At 46.4% G+C, this 14,564-nt stretch carries 15 protein-coding genes; 1 reads left to right on the forward strand and 14 read right to left on the reverse strand.

Translation table 11 applies throughout. The annotated features are described in order from the left end of the window. Window positions 1-4 precede the first annotated feature (4 nt). Genes htpG through LFX17_RS18455 form a run of 8 tightly spaced genes read right to left on the reverse strand, consistent with a single transcriptional unit; the run spans window position 5 to window position 8,887 of the window. Window positions 5-1,834: a molecular chaperone HtpG gene (gene htpG / locus LFX17_RS18420; protein ID WP_238747989.1), complete on the reverse strand. Its 1,830-nt coding sequence runs from the start codon at window positions 1,832-1,834 to the stop codon at window positions 5-7. Continuing rightward, on the reverse strand, window positions 1,831-3,504 hold the full coding sequence (locus LFX17_RS18425) for a BatD family protein (protein WP_240009329.1): 1,674 nt from the start codon (window positions 3,502-3,504) through the stop codon (window positions 1,831-1,833). Before LFX17_RS18425 ends, htpG begins: the two co-directional genes overlap by 4 nt. Then, window positions 3,498-4,202, reverse strand: coding sequence for a TPR repeat-containing protein BatC (batC, locus tag LFX17_RS18430; protein ID WP_238747999.1), 705 nt, complete (start codon window positions 4,200-4,202; stop codon window positions 3,498-3,500). Before batC ends, LFX17_RS18425 begins: the two co-directional genes overlap by 7 nt. Beyond that, window positions 4,199-5,242: a VWA domain-containing protein BatB gene (gene batB, locus LFX17_RS18435; RefSeq protein ID WP_238748016.1), complete on the reverse strand. Its 1,044-nt coding sequence runs from the start codon at window positions 5,240-5,242 to the stop codon at window positions 4,199-4,201. The genes batC and batB overlap by 4 nt, the downstream gene beginning before the upstream one ends. After that, window positions 5,239-6,177 carry a VWA domain-containing protein BatA gene (batA, locus tag LFX17_RS18440; protein WP_238748023.1) on the reverse strand — a complete coding sequence of 313 codons (939 nt, stop codon included), beginning with the start codon at window positions 6,175-6,177 and terminating at the stop codon, window positions 5,239-5,241. Before batA ends, batB begins: the two co-directional genes overlap by 4 nt. Then, on the reverse strand, window positions 6,174-7,043 hold the full coding sequence (locus LFX17_RS18445; RefSeq protein ID WP_238748025.1) for an LB_053 family protein: 870 nt from the start codon (window positions 7,041-7,043) through the stop codon (window positions 6,174-6,176). Before LFX17_RS18445 ends, batA begins: the two co-directional genes overlap by 4 nt. Next, entirely contained in the window at window positions 7,040-7,870 is an 831-nt protein-coding gene (locus LFX17_RS18450) for a DUF58 domain-containing protein (RefSeq protein WP_238731674.1), read from the reverse strand. Before LFX17_RS18450 ends, LFX17_RS18445 begins: the two co-directional genes overlap by 4 nt. A gap of 27 nt (window positions 7,871-7,897) precedes the next feature. Further along, complete coding sequence (locus tag LFX17_RS18455; RefSeq protein ID WP_238731675.1) at window positions 7,898-8,887, reverse strand: AAA family ATPase; 990 nt, start codon at window positions 8,885-8,887, stop codon at window positions 7,898-7,900. Window positions 8,888-9,181: 294 nt separating this feature from the next. Here LFX17_RS18455 and LFX17_RS18465 point away from each other — a divergent pair, with 294 nt between their 5' ends. Next, a complete protein-coding gene (locus LFX17_RS18465; RefSeq protein WP_238748037.1) occupies window positions 9,182-9,517 on the forward strand; it encodes a HigA family addiction module antitoxin in 336 nt (111 codons plus the stop codon). 48 nt (window positions 9,518-9,565) lie between these two features. On the opposite strand, the gene LFX17_RS18470 is transcribed toward LFX17_RS18465, so the two are convergent. The 6 genes from LFX17_RS18470 to LFX17_RS18495 form a co-directional block, all read right to left on the reverse strand. Next, window positions 9,566-10,183, reverse strand: a complete 618-nt coding sequence (locus LFX17_RS18470) for an LIC20036 family protein (protein ID WP_238748039.1) — start codon at window positions 10,181-10,183, stop codon at window positions 9,566-9,568. Between the two features lie 129 nt (window positions 10,184-10,312). Then, the gene (locus tag LFX17_RS18475) at window positions 10,313-11,632 is read right to left on the reverse strand and encodes an LIC20035 family adhesin (protein ID WP_238731678.1); all 1,320 of its coding nucleotides are present in this window, start codon (window positions 11,630-11,632) and stop codon (window positions 10,313-10,315) included. A gap of 97 nt (window positions 11,633-11,729) precedes the next feature. Further along, window positions 11,730-12,797 (reverse strand): DUF1574 domain-containing protein, encoded by a 1,068-nt coding sequence (locus LFX17_RS18480; RefSeq protein ID WP_238748042.1) that lies wholly within the window; start codon window positions 12,795-12,797, stop codon window positions 11,730-11,732. A 91-nt stretch (window positions 12,798-12,888) separates the two neighbouring features. Beyond that, window positions 12,889-13,260, reverse strand: coding sequence for a hypothetical protein (locus LFX17_RS18485; protein WP_238731680.1), 372 nt, complete (start codon window positions 13,258-13,260; stop codon window positions 12,889-12,891). 59 nt (window positions 13,261-13,319) lie between these two features. Beyond that, entirely contained in the window at window positions 13,320-13,742 is a 423-nt protein-coding gene (locus tag LFX17_RS18490) for an SRPBCC family protein (protein WP_238731681.1), read from the reverse strand. Between the two features lie 9 nt (window positions 13,743-13,751). Then, window positions 13,752-14,555, reverse strand: coding sequence for an SDR family NAD(P)-dependent oxidoreductase (locus LFX17_RS18495; RefSeq protein WP_238748052.1), 804 nt, complete (start codon window positions 14,553-14,555; stop codon window positions 13,752-13,754). Window positions 14,556-14,564 lie beyond the last annotated feature (9 nt).

The raw sequence follows: 14,564 nt of genomic DNA on the forward strand, positions 1-14,564 counted from the left end.
AAATTTAAGAGGCGCTTAATTCCTCCAGGGTTTCGGTGGTGCGTTTCAGATACTCGGCGAACTCAGCTTCTCCGAAAATCTTAGAAGAGAGAAGAGCCATGTCGTATACTGTGCGCACCAGCTTATCGGCCTTAGACGAATTCACCCCTCCCGCGAGCCCGAGAATGTTCTGAACCAAGGCCGAACGGGTGTTGATCACGAGAGTGTGATTCCTTAGAAGATCGAGTGGTTTTTGGCCGCCCATCGTATTCATCTCGCTGATTCTTCTCAAATGTTCGGGAAGGAGCACGACCGCGGGAACTCCCTCCGCTTTAAGAGGTTCCGCCTTAATTTCCAACCCGTCGCGTTTTAGAACCTTGTCAAAAAGTTCTTTCACACGATCGGCGGGCGTCTTATTTTCCGCATCCACGATCTGAGACGCGTGATCCTTGTCCACGACCCCGTCCGCGAGTTCGGAATCCACTCGTTGAAACTTCATATCCGGATTTTTGGATTCCAAAAACTGGATAAAATGGGAATCGATTCTCGTATCGACCAGGATCGCTTCGAGCCCTTGCGACTTGAGCAGATCCATATAAACGGAAGAAGTCTCCGATTCGTTCGCATAGAACACTTTGCCGTTGTTCTTTTCCTTGTTCTTAGTCCAATAATCTTCAAGACGAGTAATTTCCCCGTTCGAGGTTTTGAAGAACACGAGATCCTTTGCGGCTTCGTAGAACTTATCGTCCGTGAGCATTCCGTATTTTACGAAAATGGAAATCTCGTCCCAATTCTTTCGGAAGTCCTCTTCGTTCTTTTTGAATTCCTCGTTCAATCGATCCGCGATCTTTTTAACGATATGAGAGGAGATTTTTTTGACGAGAGGATCGCTCTGAAGATACGAGCGGGAAACGTTCAAAGGAAGATCCGGAATATCGATCGTCCCTTTGAGAACGGTCAGAAATTTGGGGACCAAGTCGTTCGCGTCGTCGCTTACGAACACGTGATTGCAGTAGAGTTTGATCCCGGACTGATTCACGTCGAGTTCGTGTTTTAGTTTAGGAAAATATAATATTCCTTGAAGACGGAACGGATAATCCACGTTGAGGTGAACGTGAAAGAGAGGTTCTCCCGAAAACGGGAAAAGATAATTGTAAAACTCCTCGTATTTTTCCTTGGTCACGGAGGCGGGAGTTTCCGACCAAAGCGGGGTTTGTTTATTCGCCTGTTCGTTTTTTACGTAGATGGGGACGGGAAGAAAGTCGCAGTATTTACGGATCAGCTCTTTGAGTTTCCACTGATCCAGATATTCTCCCGAATCGGAATCGAGATGCAGCGTGATTTTGGTTCCTCTTGTCGCCTTGTCCGAAGAACGTAAGGAGAATTCCGTTCCCGATTCGCTTTCCCAGACGACTCCGGTGGAACCTTTTTTATACGACCTGGTTTCGATGACCACTTTGGTGGAGACCATAAAACAGGAATAGAATCCCAAACCGAAATGTCCGATGATTTCCGGTTGCGCTCCTTCGCCTTGAAATTTTTTGACGAACTCTTCCGCACTGGAGAAGGCGATTTGATTGATGTATTTCTGGACTTCTTCGGAACTCATTCCGATCCCGTTGTCTTCGATGATCAGAATTCTTTTTTCCTGATCGAAATCGAGATCGATTCTATAATCCGTTCCGCCTTCGAATTCTTCGGAGAACGCGATCTTTTTCAGCTTCGTTATCGCGTCGCTCGCGTTGGATACGAGCTCGCGGATGAAAATATCTTTTTCCGAATACAGCCATTTCTTAATGATCGGAAAGATGTTTTCCGTCTCTACGGAAATCCTTCCTTTGATTTCTTCGCTCATTGGTATTCCTCCTTCTTTTGGGTTGTTAAAAATTGATGCGCGATTCTAAGCAGATTGTTTCTTTCCTGAAAGTTCAATCGGGAAGCGAGTTCCGCAAAGTGGGCATCCGCATCCGCTTTGGAAATTTCCACAAGGAAGGAAACGTCCGCTTCGGGGACCCCTTTCGACAAAAGGGATTGTCTTAATACCAAGCCTCGTTTGCTTCCCGTTCGCTGGTCAAGTTCTTTTAAAACCGGAACTCCTAAGATCGGAAATAGCATCGGAAGCGATTCGATCCAAATGGAAACGGCGTCCGATTTTTGAAATCGAAGCCAAGTCCAAACCGCGACAAAGAATACGGATACGAAACCGATGATATAAACCGGAATCGGAAGATGCAATCCTTCGGAAAGAGAATTCATCGACGGAGATTCGCTCGGCTTTTCTTTTTTTCGAGCTGCAGGAAGAACGTTCACCGAAGGAATCTCGATCGATACCGTTTGATAACTTCCCGAGTTAGGATTAAAAAAAACGAATTCGACCGGTTCCTGTTTCCAAAGGCCCGTCTTTTGCATCGGAATTCCGTATTCGAATCTTGCGATGGAATAAAATCCGTATCCGGAGTTTTCCAATTCGGTGAACTTCCAAGTCCTCGATGTGTCATACAACGTGGAAAAAGAAACGCAATCCTTCCCCGCTTTACAAAAAGAACGCAGAGGATCGGAAACGGAAGAAAGATTTCCTTCTCCCTCCAACACCAAACTCAAATACAACGTATCCCCTACTTCCACGTGTTCTGGTTCGTTCTTGAGTTTCAAGGTCGCCTTAAATTTTCCGACTCCCCCGCTGAAATGTCCCGCAAATTCGGGAAGTTCCTTAACGTGAATCCGATTCGGAGTCGTTGAAACCGTCTTGACGTTGAAGTAGGATTGAAGCTGACCTTCCAAAGAGAACGTCGTCTTGCCCAGAAGGAATTCTCCCGCGCGAAGCGGAATGAGAGAATAGATTTCCTTGTTGTAAACGGCGATGTCGTAGATATTTCCTTCGTATAAAACCTGCTCGGGAACCTTAACCGCCACCCCGGTAAGAATCTCGCTTCTGAAATACGGAAACTGAATCGAATCGGCGGGATTGCGATCGAAGTACGGTTTACGCACGTCCCTATAATACAACGTAAAATAACCGATGATCGGTTCTCCGATCCACGCTTCCTTTTTGCTCGTTTGAAAGATCACCTTGAGATCCGCGTTTTCGGGAAGCTCCTCTCCTTCAAATTGAAAGAATCGATCGAAGAACGAACCGCGGCTCTTTGCGGTTTGAGATCTTGCAAGCACCTGAACCTGCAACGGCCCGGGGGTAAAATTTTTACCGTTCACTTCTATGCTTACGGAAGGAAGCGTAAACACACCCTGTTTGGAAGCCTTGATTCGGAATTTCAAAAGGCGCTTTCGGAATACTTGAAAGTTGATGATCGTAGTGTTTTCTTCGGAGCCCGCATAAAATACGGTGATATCTCCGTTGGAAAAGGAGTTCTGCGGAATCGCGAATTTGGAACCCATATCCATTTCGAAAACGGCATACGATTCCTCTCCGAGATGAAACATGTTTCGCGTAACGTAGAATTTCGTCTCGTCCGCCGAAAGCGATTGATAAGCGAATAGGAGAAAAACGAACCAGATCTTTTTCACCAAAAGACCTCTCTGTCTCGGCTCTTTCTGCTTTTTCTGCGGATCTTGTTTAAGTCCAAAGAATCCATGATACGTTTCGATTCCTCTTCGGTTAGACGATCTCGTTTATCGTGAGGATCGCCGCCCCCTTCCCTTTTAGAAAGACGGTCTTCGCTTTGGGTCCGATTGCCGGAGTTGGAACCGCCCTTGGATTGCGGTTGATTTTGAGAAGGGGATTGGTTCGAATTTTTGGATTGGTTCCCGGAAGGCGGAGGGGTTTTACGAAGATATTCCAGATTCTTCCGCGCTTCTTGGAGATCCGGATTGATCTTTAGTGCCTTGATGTATTCTTCCGCGGCGCGTTTGCGATCTCCGGCACGCAGATAACTGTTTCCCAGATTGAATCTCGATTTCCACTGCACTTCGGGGGAAGAGGAATTGGCCGATTTTTCAAAATGACGAATCGCTTTGTCTAAGTTTCCGGATTTGAATTCCGCCGCTCCTCGATTGAACTCGAGCCTCGGATCGTCCGGAAAATACGGCTCCGCTTCCTGATACGATCGGAGGGATTCGAAATATTCTCCCTGATTGTAGTGTTCGAGTCCTTCGCCGACCCGATTCCCTCCCGGATCGAGCTCGACCGCGTATAACTCGACCCATCCGCTCCGGATTAAAAGAATTATAATAAAAATTGAATATAATAATTTATGAATCAATTTCATACCGGCACATCCGTCTTACGTTTCGGAAAAAGAAAGGATTCCACGAGAATCCAATCCGCCAACAGGAATAAAACCGCTGCAAACAGAAAAACGCCCGAACCTTCCGAACGTTTCAAGTCCTTCCTTCGAGAATATAAATTCTCCTCTAAGGCCAGGATTTCCTTTTTTAGACTTTCCGCGTCCGGCGGGTTCTCGTCCAAAGAATAGAATTTTCCGTCGTTCTTATCCGCCAGATTCCTTAAAAAACTTCGGTTCATCTTGGACTGAATGATCCCCGCCGAATTGATGTTAGGCGTTAAGGTTCCGTCTTTTAAAAGAAATCCGCTCAAACCGGAATCCTCGTCGTTGTAAGCGATCGGTCCGCCCGCTTCCGTGCCGGAAGCCCAGACTTGAAAGCTCGCGGGGAAAGCGATCGGTTCCGGATCGTTTAAATCCTCCCCGTCCGTTACCAAAACGAGAATTCGGTTTCGAAAAATCTTCTCCGATTTAAGAATCGTATCCGCTTTTAAAAACGCTTTGTTCAAGTCGGTTCCCCGGTCCCCCACCATGTCCACGTCCAAACCGCGCACGTAGTCCGAAAACGCTGCGACGTCCGAGGTCATCGGGCAATACAAAAACGGACTGGCCGCAAAGACGATCATTCCGAATCGGTTTCCCGAAAGGGAAGGTAGCATTCGCAGCAAAACTTCCTTAAACCGCGCCAAGCGCGTCGGGCTGCTGTCGATGGCCTGCATGGAAAGACTTACATCCACGAGAAAGAGTATATCGACTCCTTTGAAAGATTCCTCTTTTTTTTCGTCCTTATAATCCGTTTTCAATCCGGATAGAAAGACACAAACCAAGGCAGCAAAGATCAAAAAGATCCTCGCCAAAACGAGACGGACCGCCGGAAACGAAGAACTCCTTTCCAAACCTGGGTATATGATTCTCCATTCCCTAATTTTAAAGATCACGAATATTCTAAGAATGGAATACAACGTCCAAATGACCGCAAGCGCGTAGAAAACGTTCGCCAAATACGGTGAGAATTCCTGGTTCATACGTAATACCTGAAAAAGAAGGCCCGCAACATCAAATCCAAGAGAAGAATCGCGAGAGCTCGGTAGAGCCATATCTCGTATTCGGTCTCGCGAACTTCCTGCGGAGGTGCCTGCAACGGATCTTTTTCCAAAGAATCGATCGATGCAAGCACCGCTTTCATTTCCTCGGGATCCTCCGCTCGAAAGAATTGGCCGCCCGTATTAGCGGAAAGCTCCTGTAGAATTTCGAAATTGATCTCGTACGAACTTTCTTCTTTCCCGATTCCAATGGAATAAATCTTGGCTCCGATATGTTCCGCAAGGTCCGTTGCGGTTACGGGATCGATCTTGCCCGTGTTCGAAACTCCGTCGGTGATCAATACGATCAATCTGGATCTTGCTTGAGAACTTCTCAATCGATATGTGGAAAGAATGATCGCGTCTCCGATCGCCGTACCTTGCTCCGCTACTGTTTCCTCTTCGATCGTTCCTAAAATCTCGTTCAGAGATTCCCTGTCACCGGTCAACGGCGCTTGCAGATAAGCGGCCCCGGCAAATACTACCAAACCCAATCGATCGTTTTGTCTTTTTTCGATAAATCTTCGGAGCAGCTTTTTGGAAACGCCCAGTCTCGTTTCGGGAAGAAAGTCGCGGCTTCTCGACATGGAACCCGACACGTCGAGGGCGATCATGATATCGACCCCTTCCTTTTCGCTCGGAAGAAAAGTCGTTTTTTTTCCGGGTCCGGCAAGCGCGACGATCAACAGACTGATCGAGATCGGACGCAAAAAAGGAAGAAGTTTTCCGAATGTTTCGAGTCCTGAAAAGACGCCCTCCCTTCTCCCCGGAAGACGAATTTCCATCCTTCTCAAATACATTCCATTTTTATAATATATAAACGCCCAAACCCAGACGGGGATCAATAGAAGAAAGGCGTACGGATATTCGAAGTTCATCTTTTATCCCAAACTCCTTTCCAATGAGCGAACTTATCTTCGGCATCTTCCCTTGTCAGAAACGCTTCGCCCGGTCTGAATTTTTTTTCCGTTAAGAATTTTCTCCAGGATTGAAGCTCTTTTTCTTCGAATGGAAATTGATCGTATAAGAATCGAAACAGCTCCGCCTCGGTGAATGCGGAAGTTTTTCTTCCCGATAGATTCGCAGACTTCTCCCGAATATAACCGGAAAGCAGACGTGCGAACTCCCGCGCGGGAATCGGATCTTTTTTAAGAAGTTCGTTCAACCGAATTTCGAAAACCTCCATCCTTTCGAGAGTCGGTTCGGCTTGAATGATGGCGTCTAACGGAGAATTTTTTCCGGAGTAGATTCGATACGCGTAAAATGCGAAGGCCGACAATAGAGCGGCCAGAATTAAAAAGACGATCAAACGCCCGAGATAGGAACCGGAAAACGCCAACGGAGGAATGATATCCGCCGGGCCCGTATCGTTATCGGCGATAGCCGATTCCACAAGAATCGTCTTTTTGGAAAATTCTTTCATCCCCGCCGCGGTCGTCCACGAAACCGGAATCGGATATTCTCCCGTTACGTAATAGGCGAACTCCACGGTCAGTTTCGTTTCCTTTTTTTCGGAGAATAGAACCTCGAACCAAGGAATATCCGGCGCATTCTCGAGATAATGAAGTCCCGCTTCGGGGAAACGAACGTCTTTCACAGCTCCGGCGGTCCAATTTAGCTCGTATCGGATTTTCTGCGCGATCAGGGTTCGATCGGGAGAAAGGGACTCGACCGCCTCCGCGCTCGCGGCCCGGGAAAACATTAAAATCGAAGAATATACGAAAATTAGAATATATGATTTCATTTCGAAAAATACCGGATCAGATCCTTGGCTTGGAGTTCGTGTTCCGTCAAATCGAGCAAGGAACCTTGAAAAAAAGAACGCAATGATTTTAATTCGTATTCGGGCGAAAGGCTTCTGCCGAAAAAACCTCCGTTTCTCTCTTCCGGATCGCGCGTATAAAAAAAAGACAAAAGAGATTTCGGAGGATCGATTTCGACGGGATCTCGGAAACGAACCGCGTGCAGCGAATAATACTTTTTCAAACTCGCGTATTTTTTCAGGGAACGGATTCCGATAAAGTCGCTTAACAAAAAAACTTCCGCGTGCCTATGAACCCGGTTTTTCAAATATTGAAACGGCAACAGTGGATTCGATTGTCCGGATGCGGGCTCGCGAACGGAAATCTTCTTCAGAACGGGCAAAAGTTCGTCTCTGGATTTCAGAAAATCCGTTTCCCATTCCACCTTTTCGCAATAGAGAACGATTTTAACACGATTGCCTTTTTGAACATAGAGCAACGATAGGAGCGCAAGAACTTGAAACGCGTTTTCCGCGCGGGAGAATTCTCCCGTTCCCCACTCCATCGATGCGGAAATATCGTAGAAAAGAATGGCTTGTCTTTCTTTTTCCTCGTAGAATTCCCGCACATACAATTCTCCGAAACGCGAAGTTACGTTCCAATCGATGAGGCGCGTGTCGTCTCCGAAGCTGTAAAGGCGAACGTCCTTGAAGTCGAGTCCCCTTCCCCGTTTTGAGCTTTCCGCGCTACCGGTCTTCTCCTTCAACGAGCGCGTTTTGCGTCCGAGTTCGAGACTCGAAAGGATGGATAAGAATTCTTTACGGATCATAAGATCGATCGCCCGGAAAACGCGGCCTTAGGGAACCGGAGTCGCCTCCACAACGGTCCGGATCAAGGATTCCACGTCCAACTCCTCCGAAATCGCCTCGAAGGTAAGAAGGATTCTATGTCTTAAAATCTCCACCAAGGAAACTTTCACGTCCTCGGGGATCACGTAGGTTCGTCCGTTTAACAGCGCGTTTGCTTTAGAACTTTTTAATATACTTAAGGAAGCCCTCGGAGACGCTCCGTGGCGGATGTACGGAATCAGTTCGGGGACGGTTCTTTCTTCCGGTCTTGTATTACGGACTAAACGCACGATATAGGATTTGATTTTTTCTTCGATAAATACGTCGTCGAGGAGGGAAGAAAGTTTTAGAATCTCCTTGGCGGTAACGACCTTTGCGATCTTTCCGTTTTGTGTGTTGAGTTTTCCATGTTGATCGAGAATCGCGATTTCTTCTTCGAGCGCGGGATAACTCACGTTCACTTTCATAAAGAATCGGTCCATCTGCGCTTCAGGCAACGGATACGTTCCGTCTTGATCGATCGGGTTTTGCGTCGCGATCACTAAGAACGGTTTGTCGAGTTTGTACGTTTTATCACCGATCGTGATCGTCTTCTCTTCCATACTTTCCAGAAGTGCGGATTGAACTTTGGCGGGTGCGCGATTGATTTCGTCGGCGAGGAGAACCCCCGTAAAGACCGGACCTTTTCTCGTTTCGAACTCCGTGGTTTTAGGATTGAATACGACTGTTCCGACAAGATCCGCGGGTAAAAGATCGGGCGTAAATTGGATTCGTTTGAAGTCCAAGTCCAAGGCGCTCGCAAGCGATCTTGCAAGAAGGGTTTTCGCGAGTCCCGGCATTCCTTCAAGAAGCACGTGTCCTTGACATACCAAACAAACCAAGACGTTTCGAATGACTTCGTCTTGTCCGGTGATTTCTTTTCCTAATTCTTTTTTGAGGGTTTCCAGTTTGATTCGAGCGAATTCTACGTCTTCTGCGGAAAGCGGATCTTTTTCCATAGGGTAAGAATTCGACAACCTGCGATCGGATTCAAGCATTCTTCGAAGTGCGCGAGGTGCGTCACCCGATGTCGAATACAAAAATTTTTCGTTTTTCTTCTTGACTCTACTTACAACTTATGTAAGTACTCAAGGATTGATCCAAAGTTTTAAAGGCAAGGATACCGCAAAGGTCAATATAGTATTCGAACAACGATCAATGGCGTATTTGTTTTCGCTGGAACGAGAAAGGAGCACATGACGTAGAAATCGTTGATTATCGTTGAAAATACTCTACGCCATTACGATTGAAAGATGAAAAAATGGATCAAAAACCCGCACCCGGGCGATATTCTGAGCGAGGAATTTCTCAAACCTTTGGGCTTAAGCGCATATCAACTTTATAAGGATACGGGCATTCCTCAATCTCGATTGAGCGAAATCATTCACGGTAAACGGAATATATCCGCAAACTATGCTCTTAAATTAGGAAAGTATTTCGATTTGCCTCCGCAATTTTGGTTAGGGCTTCAGAACGACTTCGACCTTATGGAAGAGGAAAGAAAAATTCAAAGTCAACTTTCCAAGATCAAAAAATTCTCTCCGAAAAATCGGCCGGCCAAAAAAACGAAATCTCCGTCTGTCGCATAAACCAATGCGGCGCGGGGTTCAGGCCGCATCGTAGGAACTACGACAACCTTACCGTTTTGCGTCCCAGTTTCCGGAGCTGTTGTTTCCGCGGTAGGTTCCGCTAATCGAACGGCCTTCCAACACGCCGGAATACTTCTGTGAAAACGGGACATTGCTTCCGATCTCGGAACATTTTACTCCGGCGCAGGAACGGACGAATTGGATTTGATTTCCTTTCGTGAAAATACCGCTCAAAAACTCGGGCTTCCCCTTCCCCCAATTGGCGAACTTCAAAACTCCGACGAGTCTTCCGTTTTTGCCTCCGAAAAACTGAAGCGTTCCCTTATGAGGACCGACGGTAAGCTGAAACGTTCCTACGAACAATTTATCGTTCGCGGAAAGTTCCGACGACGCGTCGGCCGTTTTTTCATCCGCTAAGAATTCAATCTTTTCGACCGTTTCCAAAGGAATTTCCTGATCGGGATCGGCGATCGTTAACGTCTTGGGATCGATCGAAACCAAAACGCCTTGCGTAAACGATCCGTTATACGACACTTTCGCGGTGCGGTTGATGTTTTGCCCGCAGGTTCTTAGAAAAAAACCGAGAATAAAAAACAAAACGGCGGTGGGGAAAAAAATTGCGAGGTCGCGCTTCCAAAAAGAGCGGGAAGAAGTTTCTGAACTCATACGATATTATCGGAGAATTCCGGAAAGGATATACATAGGAAAACAAAAAAGCGGAAGCTTTTACGCTTCCGCTTTTCGGATTTCAATTTTTTTGTCGAAACACAGATATGCTTTAAAGCAGCAAACGAATCATTTACAGCCTTGCATTTCTCCCATTCTCTTGTTCTCGTTTCCGTTGATGTAATACACCTTGCCGGAACCCACGGTCCAACAACCGTTCTTCTTGTTGGTTCCCACCATGATCGGACCTTCTCCGATTTTAGATCCGTTGTCGTCGTATTCGATCGCCTTCGAGTCGCTTACGATCTCGAACTGTTTGTTTCCGTTTTTGTAATATGTAAACGGAATATCCGGCTTATAGCTCGCCTTGAGTTCGTTCGTCGCTTCGTCTATGTTCATGATCGAAAACTGAAGTTTCCCTTTTCCGATCAACTGTCCTTCCTTGTTATAGGCTTCCGCGGAAGACATCATGAACTCGTTCATCATCTCGCCTTTGTAAGCGGGATTTCCGTTGCTCCAGTTGAACTTCCAAACGCCTTTGCGGGTGTGTTCTCTTTGGCCTTCGGCAAAGACATTTCCATTTTTATAATATTCTTTCCAATAACCGGAACGAAGAGCCTTCTTTTCCTTCGGATCTTTTTCCTTTTCGGTTCCCGGTTCCAACTTAGGTTTGTAGCCGCCTTCCATCTGGATCGAACCGTTATCGTAATACGTCTTCCAGATTCCGGTTTTCAGATCGTCTTTGTAAGAACCTTCGCTCTGAACGGTGCTGCCGTCCTTATGATACGAGGTTTCCGCTCCTTGCTTTTGTCCGTTGGAGTAGTTGGAAACTTTCTTCTTCGCGCCGTTTTGACCCGGTTCCGCGTAGTATTCCGTCCAAAGCCCGTCTTTCTGATCGTCCTTATAAGAACCTTCTTCGTCCATCAGACCTTCGTTGTTCTTCTTCCAATACGGACCGTGTTTCTTATCCGCTTTGTACGTCGTGCTTTCGGTTTGAACTCCGTCGCGCTTGAACTTCTTCTCTTCTCCTTCCTTCACGCCGCCGACGTACGGAGTATCGCGAAGAACTTCTCCGGTTTCATACAGGGTTTTCCAAGAACCTTCTCTTTTATCGTCCTTGTATTCGCCGGTTCTGATAAGAACGCTGATCTTCTTCTTAGTCGCGGAATCTTCCTTTTCTTGGTATTCTTTCCAAGCTCCGTTCTTTTTGAACTTCTTGATTTGATCCGGTTTTAAACCGTCGAGTTGTTCCGGAGTACAAGGTTTGCCGCCGCAATCGGTCGTCACCGGACCTTCCGCCTTCATGTTGAAGGTTTCCTTATATTTTTCCACGCGGATATTCGGAGGTAAAATTTGAATTTCCAGATCCTTTCCTTTGTTCTCCACTCCCGGAGTGGTAGAACAGGCGACGGCAAGGACCGCAAGAAGAGACAAGCAGAGTCGTTTCATGATTATTCCTTTCAGTTTGAAAACTTCCCGCAAACGTTAAAGGGTAGAATCCAAAAGTCAAGAAATTCCGAAACCTTACGCAAGGGCTTCGTAAAATTTACTTCTTGTCGAGATAGTAGTGAAGCAGAATGAATCGGATAAAGGGACGGTAGCAATCCAAGGAGATATGGCCGCTGTCCGCATACGTGTTGCAGGAATAAAAAGAATCTTTGCTCATATCGACGAGAGGAATTCCCGCTTTTTCGTGCATCGGCTTTACGATCGCGAACCACGGCTCGGGAATATTCAGTTCGTTCAGAACCTTTTCCATCGGCGGAGAAGTTCCCGGTTTCACGAACATCGCATTCCATTTCCTTTCTGAGAGTAAGTTTAGAATTTTCTCATAGAACGAATATTGCATTTCGGAAGGAGCGTACGAAGGATAGATCCATCCGACCGTTTTACGAGCAGATTCCTGAATTTTTCCGAAATCCTTTTCGACATACGCACCCGCAGGAGAAATGGAATTTCCCTTATCGGTTTTCAGAGTCGCGATCGTCATCGACTTGAGCATTTCTCCGATTTCGAAGTTCTCGTTTTTCAGACGTTTAATCACGTTTCCGATATACGGCTTGTTGTAACTCACTCCGAAAAGGTAATTCGCGAAATAGTAGTTCACGTTTTCCTTACCGAGCGTCCACGCGTATTTCAGGATAAAAATCGGATCGAAGCTGTTGGCTAAATTCGATTTTTTGAATGTAGTGCTGTTCTTGTTGAATTGAAACGGATCGCTTTCGATCACGATCAGATCGGGATTCACCCCGCCGTTTGCAAGACCTTCCAGAAAATAAAGATAATACGCGGGAGTCGTGACCGCGGAAGAAAGATTGTAGATGTCCCAATCGGGATAAAACGCCTGAAGATCCGAATTTTGAAAGTAAAGCATTCGAGAAGAACCCATGAGGATCATGAGCTTTTTCTTTTTTTCGGGGCTTTTGGAAAATTCGCCCTCGCTTCCGTATTTGGAAACGATCTCTTGAAGAAGTTCCTTTTTCACGTCGTAGTAGATATACGTGAATTCCTGTTTCACGTAATCGCGAACCTTGTCCAAAAAGAAAAGTTTATCGAACAGGAAGATGGCGGCAAAAAGAAGAATCGGATACCAGAGAAAGGGTTTTGACTTCAAGGGATTCTCCCTAAGAGATAAGTCGATAAAAGAAGAGCCGGCAAAGTCACCGGCTCAGATTCTTTGAGAAGCGGGTAGCTGTCAAATGAAATCAGGCAGTTACCATGTCTTTCTGAGAGAACTGTTTGCGTTTCTTTTGCAATTCCGCAAACCATTCCTCAGCGTGCTTATGATAAGCGACAAGACGTTTGACGTAGATTCTTCTTTCGGGAATCAAAACGCGTCTTGCTTCGTGAATGATTTCTTCCACGATCTTTACGTGAAAGGTAAAGTGACTGGAAAAGAGATTGAAGTAATCTCTTTCGGAAGCTTCCCAAGGTCTGGAAGCGACGTCCGCAAAATACTGCTCTAACTGACCGATGTCCTGCTCGAAGTCCGATTCGTACGGAGAATTGACTACGGCGATGGTATCGGTGAGGTCTGTGAGCGTTTGAAAGTATGTCTCTAATTCGGGTAGTTCCACAGGTAAAATCACCGTTCCTACAGGTTCCTTTTACCATCTTTTTTAGAGGCCTTACCCGTTCAAGATTTTTTTAGATAGTCTCTCAAATGTTTGCCTTCTTCTTCCCAGCCTTCGGAAGCGGCTTCGATCCAAACGTCGTATTTATCGCCTACGGGATAACCCGAATTGGTAACGACTAACTTGGAGGAATTCTCTCCTAAGGATTGGAATTCCAACTTCAACTCGATATTTCCCGCGGGATGATCCTGCCAAAGCAGTATCAATTCTTTTAAAGGAACGATCTTTTTATAAATACCGTTGGTCGTGAGATCGCCTTCCATTCCGAGTCTCCAAGTCCACGCAAAGTTCGCGCCTTCTTTCGGACGACCGGTCACCTTATCGGCAAGCCAATGGATCAATTCTTCGTTTACCGTAACCGCGTTCCAAACTCTCATCAGAGGATAGTCGAACTGAAATTCTTTGACAATGCTTCTCGTTTCCATGCTTTCCTTCTAGTGAAAATCTTTATAAAGTTTTTTGAATAGAGTTCTTTCTAAAAACGCGGGTGCGATATTGCGCAGCCATTTTAAGAAGAATCCGGAACTATCCATGATAACGAGTCGCGACTCCGGATCTTCCACCGCGACGAGCATCTTGTCCGCGACTTCTTCGGGGGATTTGACCTTCTTCCCTTGGAATTGACCTTCGTTCAATGGATTTCCGTCTCCGTCCAAACCGGATGCGCGGAGCTTTGTTCTCGTATAAGGAGGACAAAAAATGATAAACGACAATCCTTCTTCGGAGAGTTCGATTCTCGCGGCTTCCAAAGCGGCGTGTAACGCGGACTTGGAGGAAGAATACGCGCTTCTTCCCGGAATTCCGTACAAGCCGCTGACGGTCGACGTAGCGATCACGGAACCCTTGACCAACTTGATCTGGGGCAATAATCTTTGGATGAGATACAAAGGACCGAAGAAATTGATATCGAACGTTTTGCGGAAGGTTTCGATTCTCGTTCCGTCAAAACGCGAATGAGTCGTAACGCCAGCGTTCGCAAACAAGACGTCGATCCCGCGATAGTCTTTGGAGATTTTCTTAACGGCCTTATCGATTTCCTTTTCGGAACTCAAGTCCGTGGGGATATGAATCAGATCGGCCGCGATGTTGTCTTTTCGTTTTAACAACTCGGGCTGCGTTCTGGATAGATTGATAAGATTGCAGCGGATTTTTGAAAGAGAAGCGAGAACGGCTTCTCCGATTCCGGAAGAACCTCCGGTGACGACAATCGTCTTTCCTGTCCAAAACGCCGGATTCATTTCGGATCA

This window comes from Leptospira sanjuanensis (assembly GCF_022267375.1).
Lineage (GTDB): Bacteria > Spirochaetota > Leptospiria > Leptospirales > Leptospiraceae > Leptospira > Leptospira sanjuanensis.

Coding starts and splice junctions, on each gene's coding strand:
- htpG (WP_238747989.1), bottom strand. CDS start 1,834: ATGAGCGAAGAAATCAAAGGAAGGATTTCCGTAGAGACGGAAAACATC.
- batC (WP_238747999.1), bottom strand. CDS start 4,202: ATGAAATTGATTCATAAATTATTATATTCAATTTTTATTATAATTCTT.
- batB (WP_238748016.1), bottom strand. CDS start 5,242: ATGAACCAGGAATTCTCACCGTATTTGGCGAACGTTTTCTACGCGCTT.
- batA (WP_238748023.1), bottom strand. CDS start 6,177: ATGAACTTCGAATATCCGTACGCCTTTCTTCTATTGATCCCCGTCTGG.
- LFX17_RS18445 (WP_238748025.1), bottom strand. CDS start 7,043: ATGAAATCATATATTCTAATTTTCGTATATTCTTCGATTTTAATGTTT.
- LFX17_RS18450 (WP_238731674.1), bottom strand. CDS start 7,870: ATGATCCGTAAAGAATTCTTATCCATCCTTTCGAGTCTCGAACTCGGA.
- LFX17_RS18455 (WP_238731675.1), bottom strand. CDS start 8,887: ATGGAAAAAGATCCGCTTTCCGCAGAAGACGTAGAATTCGCTCGAATC.
- LFX17_RS18465 (WP_238748037.1), top strand. CDS start 9,182: ATGAAAAAATGGATCAAAAACCCGCACCCGGGCGATATTCTGAGCGAG.
- LFX17_RS18470 (WP_238748039.1), bottom strand. CDS start 10,183: ATGAGTTCAGAAACTTCTTCCCGCTCTTTTTGGAAGCGCGACCTCGCA.
- LFX17_RS18475 (WP_238731678.1), bottom strand. CDS start 11,632: ATGAAACGACTCTGCTTGTCTCTTCTTGCGGTCCTTGCCGTCGCCTGT.
- LFX17_RS18490 (WP_238731681.1), bottom strand. CDS start 13,742: ATGGAAACGAGAAGCATTGTCAAAGAATTTCAGTTCGACTATCCTCTG.
- LFX17_RS18495 (WP_238748052.1), bottom strand. CDS start 14,555: ATGAATCCGGCGTTTTGGACAGGAAAGACGATTGTCGTCACCGGAGGT.